Below are 14,345 nucleotides of genomic sequence, written 5' to 3'. Positions count from 1 at the left end.
TCACGCCGATATTGCACGCCTGATGATTGTCAAATGGCAGCAAAGGCAGGCCAGAAACACGGATATAAAAAGGAACATTCCAAGCGGTGAGTAGGTTAGCGGCAGGAACGACCAGTCGCCTCGTTGAAGTTGCGGCAGCGCAAAGTCGGAAAGGCCGGCTTGCGCAACTGCTGCCCGCCCCATGGTTAGACCGGTCGCGATCAGCGCGATATGGGCATGGATGAATCCTGACCGCTGGTGTCTTTGCGGCTCAAGGGCCACGCGAATCCCGAAAATCGACGCAAGCACCAGTAGGACCGCGGCGCTCCAAATTCCAACGCCGGGTACCGCCAAAAGCAGATAGATCGGTTCGCGCATGACCGGGAGTATTGTCATATGCAGCCACCACGCGGACGCACTTGAGGGCTGGCTTTCCAAGAGCGGCATGCTGAGGACGAAGATCGATGCTATCGCGTAAGCCAGTGATGGCCCAAGTCGCATCAACGTGAATACAGCGATCCGCATAGCGCGTTCCATCTTTTGACCTGACGAGCAAGGTTAAACGACGTGGATTAATTTTTATTCTAGGAATCGCGGGGTACATGATACCACTTTGAGTAGTCGGCGTTTTTTATCACGCCGGCGCAGTCCGGCGAAGAGCGCCTCTGTCGCTTTTTTGTGAGTATTTGCTTAAATTCTTGAGTTGTTAGCTTTTTTTCACGATGATTGCCGGTGAACGCATCCGAGTCTTAGGTAAGAGTGTCTGATGGGGGATCAAGTTGCCGATGTTGCGGATCAGAGCTGGGACCAAATGCATTGTCTTTTTGCTAGCGACCGGAGCGATTTTGGCTGGTTGCCAGTCATCCGGCGTTGATGGTCTGGCTGCTTATGGCGATAGTGCAAAAACCCTCGAGGATGACTCGGCCGTCGCCTTCTATAAGAACGATGAGTTGATAACCAACGGCAAACTGCAGTTTCAGGAAAAGAACTACGGAAAGTCTTATGCGATTTACAAGCGAGCGGTTGACGTTTTTCCGCAGGACCCGGCCGCTTGGCTCGGCTTGGCAGCCTCCGCCGATATGGTCGCCCGCTTCGACACCTCGGACCGCGCCTACCAGCAGCTCTCGCGAATGATCGGCAACACGCCGGTCTACTACAACAATGTCGGATATTCTCACCTATTGCGCGGCGACTTGCGCAATGCCAGGCGGTATTTCCTGAAAGCCTATGAGCTTGACCCCGGAAACGAAGTCACCGCCCGCAATCTCGAATTGATGAAAAACAGCGTTAAGTATGCTCAGCGGTAAGTAGAGTGCCCCTCGCCGCGTCGCGAGCATCGCTGCGGCGTCGCCTGGCAGCGTCCACCGATTGATTTGGAGATTTCTGTGGAGTCGGTGTCTACCGCGCCTTCCGAAGGATGAGCTGACCTTGCGGCGAGAGTGTTCGTTCGTAACGCGGCAGGTCATTGACTGAAATGCCCCCCGCCTCGATGGATGCAAGAGTACTATCGGAGGTTTGCGTTTCCGCCGGCATGGCACGGGGTGCGAAAAATTGCGCTGGTTCTTTGCCGGGCGCACTGAGGACCAAGGCTGACCCCATGCGTGAGACGCTGGTGTCGCTGCCCATCCGTTCGTTCATCGACGAAATGGCCTTTTGCAGGCCATCCATCTCCTGGCGGATAAGTGCGACCTCGTCGGCCTTGGCATTATCCGCGATGTTGTGCGACTGTTTTTCCATCTGTCCTCTCAGGCCATCGATGGACCTTTTAAGTGCGGCGATGGTCTCCCGGCTCTCGCGAACATCCGCCGAGTTTTTGGCGGTATAAATGAGAACGCCAGCATTCACGGGCAAGAGCATGAGGAGCAAACCGACGAGCAGCGGGTTTTTTGAGCCTCTCTGCTCTGATGCCGGCGTCTTGCTTGGTTTTGTGACGTCGACTTCGACTTCGATACTCGGGATGCTGGTCATTCGTATATACTCCCCCGTAAGTCATTGAATCTGCGTTGGATACGCCTTCCAGGAAACGGCCGCGATCAGCGCCAGATCCGCAATCATTCCGACGTGAAAACACCTTCCCACGCCCGTTCGAGCATATCGAGCGACGCGATTCTGGCTATGCCGTTGAAGTCGCAGTAAGAACCGACGAAATCCAGAAGATATTTGGGATGATAGCAGGACGCTAGCACATCGCCGCCGTACTTGCGATCATAAAACAGGTTCAGGTCTGGATCACAGACAACCAATCCCGTGCCGCTGGCATAGGATTTAAAGATCCTGATATATTCGTCGCGCGACGGCGTGTTGACAAAAATCTTGTATTTGAGGCGCCGCAAGCCCGCCTCGTCGGAAAGGTCCTTCGGTGCGATATTCGTCGAAAATACGACGAGCTCGTCAAAGGGAACCTTGAACTTCTTGCCGGTGTGCAGCGTCAGGAAGTCATATCCGCGCTCGAGCGGCACAATCCAGCGATTGATGAGCGCCTGCGGCGCCACTTGCTGGCGCCCGAAGTCGTCGATGATGAAAACGCCGCCGGACGCCTTCAAGTGTATGGGCGCTTCATAGACATTCGGCCCTTCGTTGAAGATCAGATCGAGCTGATCGAGGGTCAATTCCCCGCCTGTCTTGATCACCGGCCGGCGACATTCGATCCATCGTTGATCCCCTTTCGGATGGGATTCCGTGTCAGCCGATATGGAGCGATGCACTGCTTCATCATAGAAACTGATGACATGGCCGCCGACTTCGATGGCATAGGGCACCCAGATTGTTTGGCGAAACAGTTCCGACGTCCGCTCGGCGATGCTGGTCTTGCCGTTGCCGGGAGGTCCGTAAAGCAGGATGGAGCGACCGGAGTTGAGGGCTGGGCCGAGCTTTTCGACCAGGGCGTCTGAGAGCACCAACCCGTCAAGGCTATCTGTCAACCGCTCTGGGGTCACGCGCTCGTCATGGATGGACTGCAAACCGACTTGCCGACAGAAGGCCTCCAGCGACACCGGCGCCGGCCCGACATATTGGCATTGACGCGACGCCGCGTGGGCATATTCGAACCCCTTCATGGACAGCGCATATCGAATATCGGATCTCACATCCTCACCAACCAGGCCGCGAGCCTCGAGGTATGCGAGTTTCACGAGTTCCTTGATCAGGATATTGACGATCACCTTCGGCAATTTCATGCGCTCAGCCAGATGAGATGCCGTGATTGTATCCTGCTCGGCCGCACATTTTGACGCCAGCCGAAGCAGGAACGAGAGATCCAGTCCGGCTTGTTCGATGCTTGCCGGTGCCATTGGCATCCGCGGATCGAGGGAAATGATGGCATCGGTACGTTTCTGTTCGAGCGAATACTGCATACTACCTCGCTTGGCTCAACCGCCGGGTTTCATGCCGATGAGAAGACTGACGACACGGATGACAATGGGAACGAGAACGATGATGAGGCTTACCGGAAAGAGGAATGCGCCGAGCGGCAGCAGCATCTTGACCGGCAGGGCGTTCGCCTTTTCCTCCGCGCGCACAATACGCAGGTCGCGCATTTCCTTGCTGTAGACCCGCAGCGTCTGCGTTACGCTGGTCCCGAGCTCCTCCGATTGGCGGAACAGAACGGAAAGCGCCCGGGCCTCGTCAATTCTCAGGCGGGTGGCAAGGTTGGCGAGCGCCTCGCGCAATCGCCGGCCGCCCCGCACTTCCAGCATCATGATCGAAAGATGCAGGCCGAAGTCCTGCTGCTTGGCGACGAATTCCCGGGCAACACGGTTCGCCGCTGCCTCAATGCTCATCCCCGCATCGAGGCAGACGATCAGCATATCCATAAAATCGGGAAAGAGGCGGCGGTACTCCCTCTCCTTGGCGGCGCCACGCCGGTCGATATAGATGTTGACCAGAATAAAACTCATGCCCGCAGCAAACATGGCAATGATCAGCGTAGCGATGCGCGACATATCGGGCGCGACCCGGTTGAGGACCCAGACCGCCGCGACCACCACCGCGATGCAGACCACCGCGCGCACCACCTGGAAGGTGGTCACGGCGCCGGCAGCGAAATACCCCGCCCGAATCAGCCGGTTCTGGGTGGAGTTCGCATTCGTGTCACGTCGCGTAATCTCGAAATAGCGGCGGATCAGGCGGTTTTCCGCCTCGCCGAGATCGGCAATCGTCGTATCGCCAAGGTGGAACTCCTCGCCTGTTGCCGCCGAGCTCTTCGACACCCGAACCGAGACCTCGCGCTGTCGAAAAAACAATTCCGAGGCTGCCGCAGAAAATATCAGCACTGCAAAGAAGACGATGAGGTAAATTCCATACTCACTCGACATGACCGCCTCAGTACTCGAAGTTGACCATCTTGTAGAGAATGACATTCCCGATCGCCATGATGGCCAGCAGCACGCACACCACGGCGGCTCCGTGGCCGCTGTCCCAGACGGGATCGAAGTAGGTCGGCGACAGCGCCTTGATCATCGCGTAGAGCAGAAACGGATAGATCGACATGAAGATCGCGGTGATGCGTCCTTCCGAGGAAATCGCCCTGACCTTTGCCTTTAGCATCGTCCGGTCTCGCAGCGTCTTCGAAAGGTTCTGCAAGATCTCCACGAGATTTCCGCCGGTTCCCGCCTGTACGCTCAGCGATATCGCAAGCAGGTTCAGATCCTCGACTCCGACCCGGTCCGCCAAGTTGAGAAGGGCATCATCCAGTGTCACGCCGTAGGTGAGTTCGTCCGAGAGGAGGCCGAACTCGGTGCCGATCGGATCAGGCATCTCGCGCGCCACCAAGGCAATCGCCGCCGGCAGCGGGTGGCCGGCGGCCAAGCTGCGATTGGCGACATCGAGTGCTTCAGGAAGCTTCAGCTCGAATTTCTTCATGCGGCGCGCCCGGGCGCGCCAGACGACGAGTGCAGGGATGAGGAGGCCGATCAGGAGAAAGACGGGTATTCTAAACAGAGTACTCGGCACGAGGAACTGAACGACCACCCACGTCAAAAGTGCGCCGGCGATCGCGAAGAGAGCAAACCGTCTGGCATCGAACTTGATCCCCGACTGGGCGTAGAACTGCAGCAGCCGCTGCATCATCGGGATTTGCCGCCAACTGTCGCCGGCGCCGCGCTCCTTGAGCATATCGCTATAGGTCTTACGATGGTCATCGCTGACCTCGAGCAACCTCAGCCGATGGTTCACCGCGCGGTGGCGTTCGGATGTCTTGAAGTAGCCGCGCATGATCGCTTCGACAGCAACAAGGGCCGCGGTGAAAACGGCCGCGTAAAGCAGAGTGAGGGTCATTGAACAGGCCCCGTTTGCAGCGGTTTACCGGGATCAAAAATCGCCACAGGAATCTCGATCCCGAGCTCGGCAAATTCCTCGACGAACCGCGGCCGGATGCCGGTGGCGCGGAACTCTCCGTGGATCCGCCCGCCTTCATCGGTGCCGATTTTCTTGAATTTCATAATTTCCTGCATCTGCACGACTTCGCCCTCCATGCCGGTGATCTCGGAAATCGAGACAACTTTGCGGCTGCCGTCGCTCAGGCGCTGGACCTGCACGATCAGGGTGATGGCGGACGAGATCTGCGAGCGAATAGACAACTGCGACATCGGCATCCCGGCCATGCCGACCATCTGCTCAAGCCGGCCGACGGCGTCGCGGGGCGTGTTGGCGTGAATGGTCGTCATCGACCCCTCGTGACCGGTATTCATCGCCTGCAGCATGTCGAACGCCTCGTCGCCGCGGACTTCGCCGACTATGATGCGGTCGGGACGCATGCGCAGGGCGTTTTTCAGAAGTTCGCGTTGCCGGATCTCGTTGCGTCCGTCGAGCGTCGGCGGTCGGGTTTCCAAACGCCCGACATGCGGCTGCTGCAGTTGAAGCTCGGCCGCATCCTCGATGGTGATTAGGCGCTCCTTTGGAGAGATCTGGGACGAGAGAGCGTTGAGCAAGGTGGTCTTGCCGGAACCGGTGCCGCCTGAAATGACCATGGACACCTTGCCCTTGACCGCGGCGCTGAGAAGGATGCGCATCGCCTCGGCCATGGCGCCATATTGCACGAGACGCTCCATGGTCAGCGGCTTGCGCGTGAATTTACGAATGGAAACGAGCGGCCCATCGACCGAGATCGGCCTGATGGCGACGTTGACACGCGAGCCGTCCTTGAGGCGGGCATCAACCATCGGCGTTGACTCGTCGACGCGGCGGCCAACCGCCGAGACGATCTTGTTGATGACCCGAAGGAGATGGTCCTCGTCCTTGAACCGCACGGCGGTGCTCTCGAGCTTGCCGCTTCGCTCAACATAGACGCTGTTGTAGCCGTTGATGAGAATATCTGCGATCGTGTCGTCGGCCAGCAGCGGCTCGATCGGTCCCAGCCCGAGCATCTCGTCGGTGATGTCGCGGATCAGATCATTGATTTCCTTGGCATTCAGCGGAAAGTTGTTGGTCCGGATATAGTCCTTGACCAACGGCCGGATCTCGGTGGCGATCTCCTCGTTGTCGAGCGTGTCGAGGATGCCGAGGTTGATGCGATCGAGCAGGTAGCGGTGCAGATTGACCCGCTCGGAAACCAGGTCCGGCCCGAGCGAAGCCTCTTCGTCACCCGCCGTGACGCCGTCAGAGCCCGGTTGGGCAGGCATGTTCGGAACTGCGTCAACTGATGGCCGTTCCACCGCCTCCAGATGTTCGCGGCTTTCCGGCGCCAGTTGCTTGTAGAAACGCCCCATGATGCTGTTCGCCATGCTTCCCCCTGAACTATTTTACAATGACCGTGGAACCGACTTTCACCCTCTCATAGAGGTCGATGACGTCGGCATTGCTCATGCGAAAACAGCCCGAAGACGCGAAACCGCCGACCGTCGACTGCTCGTTCGTTCCATGAATGCGGTAGAGCGTGTCGGTCCCGCCCTTGTAGAGATAGATCCCGCGCGCGCCCATTGGATTGAGCGGCCCGGCAGGCACCAGGTCCGGAAGTCCGGCCGCGCGCGCCTTCATCTCGGCCGGCGGGCGCCAGTCAGGCCACTCGGCCTTGCGTCCAACCTTGACGGTACCGCTCCAGCGAAATCCGTCTCGTCCCACGCCGATTTTGTAACGGATCGCGCGTCCTTCGGAGATGACGAGATCCAGCGTACGGTTCCCGCTGGCGATGACGATTGTCCCCGCCGCGTAGTCCTTTTCGATTGCCACCACGGCGCTGGTTCTCGGCCCAAGGCTTCGCGGCACGAGCCCGCCTGCCGCGGCATGCCCGGCAGCGGCCAGAATTGCCAAAACCACCAGGCCGACATGGGTGGCGCAGGACCTTATGCGCCGGGTGTCGATCGCCTTCATCGCACCAGTGCTCCAAGTTTGCCGACCGCGCCGCAGAAGCGCGCCCGGGAATTTACCTGAAATGGCAGCACGCCGCGGTTGACCGCCTCGCTCACAGTATCCCAGTCATCCGCAATGACATGCGTCGGGATCTCCTTGAATATCCTTTGCGTTTGTTGTCGGCGCAGGCCGAGGCCGAAAAGCTTGGAGCGGTATTTGTTGATGACAATGAATATCTGATCCGAACTGCCTCGCAGCCGTACCAGATTGGTAAACAGATCCTTGGCTTGCGAAAGCGCGGGGACCGTCATTTCGGTGACGATGCAGATGCTGTTGACCGAAGTGAGCACCTCGTATTTCCACGGCGTGTCGTAATAGGGGATGTCGATGATCGTGTGGTCGCTCTCGAAGGCGGCCACGTCGAGCATACGCAACACGAGTTCACGGCCCTTCGACGCCAGAAGGACTGACGGCTGCTTGAAGGACAGCAGTGAAAAGCCCCCCGCCGAATGACGCTTTCGGACCAGATCGATGAATTCCAGATCGACCCGGGAAGGATTGGCGATGACCGGCTTCAAGTCGTAGTCGTTGACAAGGTTGAGATAATAGCCGAGCGCCCCGGAACAAAAATCCGTGTCGAACAGGTCAACCCGCGGCGTGGAATTTTTGGTCGGCTGGGCCAGCACATGCGCGAGCGACGAAGCGATCATGCTGGCGCCTGCCCCCCCGACGGCCGAGACTACGGCATGCACCCGGCTGTCGCTGGCCCCGGTTCCCGGCGCGTGGGTCGAAATCATGTCGATCAGGGCGCGACGCTCGAGCGGCTTCTTCAGCCAGTCATTACCGTTCAGGCGGAAGAGCAGCCGCAGCATGTCATCCGGCAGGTCTTCGGAAACGACGACGAGCGGAATGTCCCGGTAGCTGGTGCGAAACGTGAAGAGCTCCGGTTGCTGCAGCAATTTCCCGTTGTCGACGTCGAGAACAATCAGATCGAACTGCGTCGGATCGAAGCGGCCCTTCTCTCCCAGCGCCTTGAGCGAGAGATGGCGGACATCGTAGCGCGACAGCGACCCGAACGTATCGAGCATGAAGCTCGCCGCAGCCGCGTCGTCGGAGAGAACCAGGATCTTGGTGGATGCGGCAATGTTCATGTGAGCTGTCATTTTCGCTTCCTACGCGTAACAAAAGGGTCAGCAGGTTGAACAGGTCTTTAGATCTTCCGTCGTGATCGTCACCGGATGAGCCGGGATGGTGACGTCATTTAAGCCCAACAGCCCGCCGAGGATCGGCAGATCAAAGGTGATGTCGCGCACTTCCAGCCGCATCGTCAGCACCGGGCCGTCCGGCCGGCCCCAATAGCCGAGTCCCGACCGCTGATAGGTGACCACCAGATTCTGCGGCTGGATGCGCCAATTGAGGTCGCAAATGCCGGGGTAAGGATCCGTTCCCACGTTGCAAACGCCATCGCTTCCCCGGACAATCCGGTTCAATGCCGCCGCGCTGCAGTTCGCCAGAGCCGGTCCGCAGGTCGAGGATATCGTCGCATCGTTCGGCGCGGCTTTGCCGTTGTTGAGCGGGTCGGCAGCTTCGATCGGGAAGACGGCATTGAAATTCGTCGTCAGCGGATCGGACACCGCCGCCAGACGGGCACCATATTGCAGTGCCTTGACCGTCTGATTCCACTGAGACATGGCATAGCCGAACTCGATAAAGGCGGCGAATACCAGCATGACGATCGGAAAGGTCAGCAATGCTTCGACAAGGCTGGCGCCACTGCTATCCCGCCAGAATGCCTTGACTGTGCGAAAAGTCACCATCCGATGTACCTCTCTTCATGGAAGGAATTGATCGTGATGGCATCGATTCCCAGAAAGCCGAACACGGGCGAGGTCTGGTAGAGGTGAGCAGTGGAAAGGGTGATGTTGCCGTCCGCATCGGGTGCGGCGATGGTAATGTCGGAAGGGTCCTTCCAGTCGGGTACACGGGGCTTGGCGTCTGCCGCAGGTGTCTGCGTTCCGTAAAAGGCGATCGTCTTCGCAGTCGCCTGACTGCATGTCGGCACATAGGTTCCCGACAGCGGCCGGCATCGCGAAAGGTAACGCCCCGCATCGCGCAAGCCCGCGTCGATCTGCATGCGCTGCCAGAAAATGCTGCCGAACTCCAGGATCCCCGCCGCAAAGAGCGTCATAAAGGGGATCGCGAGCAGCGCTTCGGCAAGCACCGCGCCCTCCTCCCGCCGCCAGAAGCCGAGGCAAAGCCGATGCAAGATAAAATTGCGGAGCGCCATCATCTGACCAGCTCCGCTTCTTCCCGCAGGAATTCGTCCAGCGTACCGCGACCGCCCTTACCGGTGATGTCGATCATCTCCAGGGAAAGGTATCGTTCGCCGGCAGCCTTTATCGCCGGCTTGGTCAGGAACATGCGCGCGAAGGCGACGGCGCGCGTGGCCTTGTGACCGTTCAGATGGCCGACCGAGGCTTCATAGCCGCAATTGACAATGGCCGAGAAGATTTCGCGACGGTCACCATATTCGGCCGCCGTATAGTTCGAAAGGTCCGGGCCGCTATAGCACTGGCCACCCGTTTCCGGCGTTCCGGTCTCACCATTCGCCGAGGCATGGCTGATGAGAGACGCGTTCGCAAGCTCGTAACGATAAACATCGTAAGCGGAGGGTTGGCTTGGTGTGCCAGTCGCCTGCGAGGGATAACTGGAGTAGTTGCTGAGGACCGTGCTCGTCGAGGGCGCAGCCGTTCCCTGCGCGACATTCCAATAGGTCATGTACTGCCAATTGTTGCCGCTGCTGATCTTGCCGCCGGCAAGCGAGGTCATGGCCGCTCCGTAGCCGAGCGGCAAAGCCTTGGTCGCATCGCCGACAACATCTCCGACCATGACTGGATCGTAGGTATCGCAGCCCTTCTTTCCCTTGCCGCTGATTGACTGGGCGGAGCGCACGTTTTGGGCAGGTCTGTAACGATAATCTCCGTTCGCCTTGTTGAACGATGAGGAGTAATAGCCGAAGCGCGTATTTACGCCGTCCTCGACCGGCCCCGCCTTGGCGCCGGTCTCCGTGTCAAGGCTGTCCTGTGTATAGCAGGTGCCGGGATTGCCGGTGGCAAGAGCCTCCGCCAGCACCGAAGCACCATTGCCCAAGGGGGTGCGCAGAAACCCGAAATTGCCGGGACCGGGATTGGACGCCGCGGTGCTGTGAAGCTCGATCTGTCGCCCGTAGAGATTTCCCGCCGCAAAATTGGTGTGCAGGGCCGTAGCGGCATCTTCGCTTGCGCTTTCACTCGTGTTGCCCACCGGCTCGAACGGATTGCAGATAAAAATCGGCGTCACGTCGCAGGCGCTCGCGTGGTATACCGCCACGGCGTCGGCAGCGATGTTGATCGTATCGCGGGTGAAGCCGACCGGGATCGGAAAGATCGTCTGCATCGCCTGCGGCTTGGCGATGACCCAGGCGTAGGACGCTTCGCTGGCCACTGTCGTTTCCATCGAAGACGGGATTGATGTATCGTCGTTGGCCGGAATGCTCTTCAGAAAAAGCACGGTAACCGTGCTCCCCGCATCGTTTCCGGCGTCGTACGAGACGGTAATATGCGAGCCAAGCGACATGCCGGTCCCGCCCTCGGAAAAAGCCGCGCCATTGGCGATTTTCTCGATCGCCGTCTGCGCCCTCGAAATGGCGTCGTCGCGGCCATCGAGTTCCCGGGCTCCGGCCAGCGCCATCGCATCGACCGCGTTTTGGAGATCCGTATGCAGGTTGCTGCTGCGTCCGACATCGATGATCAGCAGCGAAAAGCCGAGGAGCATTGGCATGGCGATGAGCGTCAAGGCGATGACATAGCCGCTATGATCGTTCCAGAACCGTCTGACAACCCTGCTCAGCATTGACATACCCCCATCACGGCGCTTTCGCCGTGACGACCCCGTTTTAGTGCATTCTCCCCTTCGGCGGGCTGCCGCCGTTCATGCCTTTCGCCAGCTACTGGGTGGCGGTTGCCCCGTTGGGGGCCCCATCCGCCCCCATGGCCGGCGACGGCTGAACAACGCCTAAGCCGCCGTTCTGATATTGAGTGACCACCCTGCGGATCACCTTGCCGTCGCTTGCGATGTGGGTTCGCTGAGCTTCCGGCGGGAACGGATCCTCAATATGGATGGCCTTGTTTGCTTCCACGGCATTGCCCGCCCCGAATGTGATCGTGTCGCGGTGGTTCATATAGTCGGCGCAGCCGGAAACGAGGCCGGCGGCTGCAAGGACGAGAAGGACCCGCTTAGCGTTTTGTAGCAACGGCTTGGACTCCCTGGTTCAGGTCGAGACGATGGCCATAGGGCCCGGTCACGCCTACGCCATTGCGAAAGCGTCGAAGCATGTCCTTGTCGACTTCCAGGACACCGAGCGCGAAAAGCTCGACGTCGTTGGACGAACGCGTCTGATCTAGCGGACTGTAGAGGTCCTCGCCCGGGCGCGCCGGCCGCACGATGTGCGGCGTGACGACGATGACGAGGTCGGATTCCTTCTTCTGGAAACTCGTCGACCGGAACAGTGCGCCGAGGACCGGTATCTGCCCGAGACCCGGCAATTGCTGGATGTCTTTGGCATTGATCGACTGCAGCAGGCCCGCCAAGGCAAAGCTCTGGCCGTCGCGAAGTGCTACCGTGGTGCTGGCAGCGCGCGAGATGAATCCGGGATTGCCGTTGACATTGATCGACGGATCGAGCTCTGAAACCTCAGGCTCGATCTGCAGATTGATAACGCCGTCATCAAGAACCACAGGCTTGAAGGTCAGCCGCACACCGAAGGGACGATAGTCCGTCTCGGTGGCGACCGTCGTTCCGTTGTTCGTCGTCTTCAGGATCGGCACTTCACCGCCGGCATGGAAGCTCGCGGTCGAGCCGCTCATGGCGATGAGGTTCGGCTGAGCCAGGCGGCGCACCAATCCCTTTTGCTCGAGCGCGTTGATGACCACGTCGACGTTGCCGCCCGAGATTTCCAGCACCTTGGCGATCAACTGACCGAAGGGCAACATACCGGTCGCCGCACCCTTCGGATCAAGGAGGCTACGGACCAGGTTGCCGTCATCGTCCACGGTGATCCCCTGGCTGGTCGTTGCCTTGCCGATGCCATTGTTGCCGTGCCCAGACCAACCGATCCCGAGGTCACGACCAGTCTGGCGCGAGGCTTCGATGACACGGACCTCCAGCATCACCTGCTGGCTGTCACTGACGCGCAACTGGTTCAGCACCGGTTGGTCGGAATAGGACTGGGCGACTTCTATCACCCGCTGCAATTCGATGCTGTCACGGACGATGCCCGTCAGGCGGATGCGATCGTTGGAGTTGGTCACCCTGACCCGGGCCGAGGGCGCGGCAGAGCGAATGGCGGCGCTGACTTCGGTGAAATCGTTGGCAACGCGGATGTCGATGACGCCGAGAAGCGACTTGTCGTCGCCATAGACCGAGATATTGGTGGCGCCAACCTTCTTGCCGCGGACGAACAGCGACCGGTCGGAAAGCGGCACCACGTCGATCATATCGGCGCTGCCGATGACGAGGTCGCCAAAGGGCTGGCCGGTATTGAGCGTCAGCGTCTCGTTCGGAGGCAACGTCACATGCTGGACCGATTCGCCCAAGGTGACGGACTTTTCCTGTGCATTGGCGGAGCTGGCAAATCCAGGCCCCAAACACACACAGGCCGAAAACACTGCCGCCAGTGCCGCAAGGCTTTTCGTCCTTGCGAATCTTCCCTTACCGATCGCCATGCCTGCTTTAGCCCCCTCATTCAGCTGGCCGCGTCTGCGGCAGGCCGCATAAACATCACTGGACCAGACCGACTCGGTGCTCCTCGCGCTTCGTCGTGTTCCAGACACCCACTGTCACCCATTTCGGCTCGACCGGCAACACCGGCTCAACCTTTGGCTCCACAATCTGCACTTGTTTTTCAGGTTCTGGCAACTTAATATTTTCCAAGCTTTTGCCCAGCTCGGTCGCCATCGCTCCGCCACCAAGGTCGGCGACGGTGATCGGGCGGGTTTGCTCGATGGAGGAAGAGGCAACATTGCGAAGCGCGAGCGAGAGGGTGCCGATACTGGAGCCGAGGGTAAGGCGCTGGGCCTCATCGGTCGTGACCTCAAAGGTCACGGTTTTCACGACGGATGGCTCGTCCTTGCGCTCGTCTGCCGTCTGGTCGACCGCCAACACCTTGACGCCTTGCAGCAGCACGTCGACAAAGGTCTGATCGTTGCCGACCGGGCCGCGCACGACCCGCGTCAGAAGCACATCGACGCGATCGGAAGGTCTCACGAAGCCGGCAACGCCGAGCACGTCATTGACGCGGATAGAGACTGCCTTCATGCCCTGGTCGAGCGCCGCCGACAGCGTGGCGCGTTCGCCTGCACCGGTGATTTTCGAGGATAGCACCGGCTCGCCAGGGTCGATCGCCGCCATGGCATAACGCGGCTGGGCATCGTTGCCGACAACCAGATCGATGCTGACGAATGAGCCTGCGGGTGTTTCATTGGAGGGCCATGGAATGGCCCTGAGGTTTTCGGATCGGATCCGGTCGCCGAAGCGCATTGGCGTGGCGGCGACAACAAGTGTCCTTTCCTCGGCCTTCACGCCGTTCATCGCCAGCAATCGGGCCTTTTGATCGGAGAGGTACGCGCGCATACCGAAAACTGCTGCTGCTGCAAGTACAAACGCAATAACCAGACTTAAAATCGTTGACGAACGCATCGCGGTTACTCGCTACACTGGACGGAGTGCATCCATTCATTTTTGCTAATTTAGAAGGGAGGAGTTAACAAAACCCCTCTCTTCAGCTCAAAAACGCTGCTCAGGAAGCAGCTGAGGTGCATCAACCCGGCGCAGTCAGGTCTTGTGCTTGGAACCAAGTGGCCCACGATGCCCATGCCGTGTTGAGTTCAGTGCCGATCAGGAGAACTGACGCAACAACTCCGCCGACCAACAAACCAAGCAGAATGAGGTATTCGGTAAGTGCGACGCCATCTTCTTCCCGCGCGAAAGCGCGTACGCTATTTACAAATGCTTTCATCGAGAATTTACCTCCCAGGTAAGTAGTG

16 protein-coding genes are annotated in these 14,345 nt (G+C 59.3%); 1 reads left to right on the top strand and 15 read right to left on the bottom strand.

The features are described from left to right. Nucleotides 1-504 carry a hypothetical protein gene (locus J0663_RS15490; RefSeq protein WP_207241195.1) on the bottom strand — a complete coding sequence of 168 codons (504 nt, stop codon included), beginning with the start codon at nt 502-504 and terminating at the stop codon, nt 1-3. Between the two features lie 260 nt (nt 505-764). On the opposite strand from J0663_RS15490, the gene J0663_RS15485 reads away from it, so the two are divergent. After that, the gene (locus J0663_RS15485; RefSeq protein WP_207241194.1) at nt 765-1,286 is read left to right on the top strand and encodes a tetratricopeptide repeat protein; all 522 of its coding nucleotides are present in this window, start codon (nt 765-767) and stop codon (nt 1,284-1,286) included. 91 nt (nt 1,287-1,377) lie between these two features. Here J0663_RS15485 and J0663_RS15480 read toward each other — a convergent pair whose 3' ends face one another. From J0663_RS15480 to J0663_RS15415, 14 genes are all read right to left on the bottom strand, one after another. Then, on the bottom strand, nt 1,378-1,947 hold the full coding sequence (locus J0663_RS15480; RefSeq protein WP_207241193.1) for a hypothetical protein: 570 nt from the start codon (nt 1,945-1,947) through the stop codon (nt 1,378-1,380). An 83-nt stretch (nt 1,948-2,030) separates the two neighbouring features. After that, entirely contained in the window at nt 2,031-3,332 is a 1,302-nt protein-coding gene (locus J0663_RS15475) for an ATP-binding protein (RefSeq protein WP_207241192.1), read from the bottom strand. A 15-nt stretch (nt 3,333-3,347) separates the two neighbouring features. Beyond that, nucleotides 3,348-4,292 (bottom strand): type II secretion system F family protein, encoded by a 945-nt coding sequence (locus J0663_RS15470; protein WP_207241191.1) that lies wholly within the window; start codon nt 4,290-4,292, stop codon nt 3,348-3,350. Between the two features lie 7 nt (nt 4,293-4,299). Then, entirely contained in the window at nt 4,300-5,253 is a 954-nt protein-coding gene (locus J0663_RS15465; RefSeq protein ID WP_207241190.1) for a type II secretion system F family protein, read from the bottom strand. Further along, nucleotides 5,250-6,698 (bottom strand): TadA family conjugal transfer-associated ATPase, encoded by a 1,449-nt coding sequence (locus J0663_RS15460; protein WP_207241189.1) that lies wholly within the window; start codon nt 6,696-6,698, stop codon nt 5,250-5,252. Before J0663_RS15460 ends, J0663_RS15465 begins: the two co-directional genes overlap by 4 nt. Before the next feature lie 13 nt (nt 6,699-6,711). Further along, nucleotides 6,712-7,284 carry a L,D-transpeptidase gene (locus J0663_RS15455; RefSeq protein ID WP_207241188.1) on the bottom strand — a complete coding sequence of 191 codons (573 nt, stop codon included), beginning with the start codon at nt 7,282-7,284 and terminating at the stop codon, nt 6,712-6,714. After that, complete coding sequence (locus tag J0663_RS15450) at nt 7,281-8,426, bottom strand: pilus assembly protein (RefSeq protein WP_207241187.1); 1,146 nt, start codon at nt 8,424-8,426, stop codon at nt 7,281-7,283. Before J0663_RS15450 ends, J0663_RS15455 begins: the two co-directional genes overlap by 4 nt. Before the next feature lie 27 nt (nt 8,427-8,453). Next, complete coding sequence (locus J0663_RS15445; protein WP_207241186.1) at nt 8,454-9,080, bottom strand: TadE/TadG family type IV pilus assembly protein; 627 nt, start codon at nt 9,078-9,080, stop codon at nt 8,454-8,456. Beyond that, entirely contained in the window at nt 9,074-9,553 is a 480-nt protein-coding gene (locus J0663_RS15440) for a TadE/TadG family type IV pilus assembly protein (protein ID WP_207241185.1), read from the bottom strand. The genes J0663_RS15445 and J0663_RS15440 overlap by 7 nt, the downstream gene beginning before the upstream one ends. Beyond that, entirely contained in the window at nt 9,550-11,154 is a 1,605-nt protein-coding gene (locus J0663_RS15435) for a TadE/TadG family type IV pilus assembly protein (protein WP_207241184.1), read from the bottom strand. Before J0663_RS15435 ends, J0663_RS15440 begins: the two co-directional genes overlap by 4 nt. 94 nt (nt 11,155-11,248) lie before the next feature. Continuing rightward, nucleotides 11,249-11,554, bottom strand: coding sequence for a hypothetical protein (locus J0663_RS15430; RefSeq protein ID WP_207241183.1), 306 nt, complete (start codon nt 11,552-11,554; stop codon nt 11,249-11,251). Further along, entirely contained in the window at nt 11,538-13,025 is a 1,488-nt protein-coding gene (locus J0663_RS15425) for a type II and III secretion system protein family protein (RefSeq protein WP_207241182.1), read from the bottom strand. Before J0663_RS15425 ends, J0663_RS15430 begins: the two co-directional genes overlap by 17 nt. 55 nt (nt 13,026-13,080) lie before the next feature. Beyond that, nucleotides 13,081-13,998 carry a Flp pilus assembly protein CpaB gene (cpaB, locus tag J0663_RS15420; RefSeq protein ID WP_207241181.1) on the bottom strand — a complete coding sequence of 306 codons (918 nt, stop codon included), beginning with the start codon at nt 13,996-13,998 and terminating at the stop codon, nt 13,081-13,083. A 121-nt stretch (nt 13,999-14,119) separates the two neighbouring features. Beyond that, on the bottom strand, nt 14,120-14,317 hold the full coding sequence (locus tag J0663_RS15415; protein WP_092753115.1) for a hypothetical protein: 198 nt from the start codon (nt 14,315-14,317) through the stop codon (nt 14,120-14,122). Nucleotides 14,318-14,345 lie beyond the last annotated feature (28 nt).

This window comes from Rhizobium lentis (genome assembly GCF_017352135.1).
Classification (GTDB): Bacteria; Pseudomonadota; Alphaproteobacteria; order Rhizobiales; family Rhizobiaceae; genus Rhizobium; species Rhizobium lentis.
The sequence above is the reverse complement of the archived record's forward strand: the minus strand, read 5'-3'. Positions and strand labels throughout refer to the sequence as shown.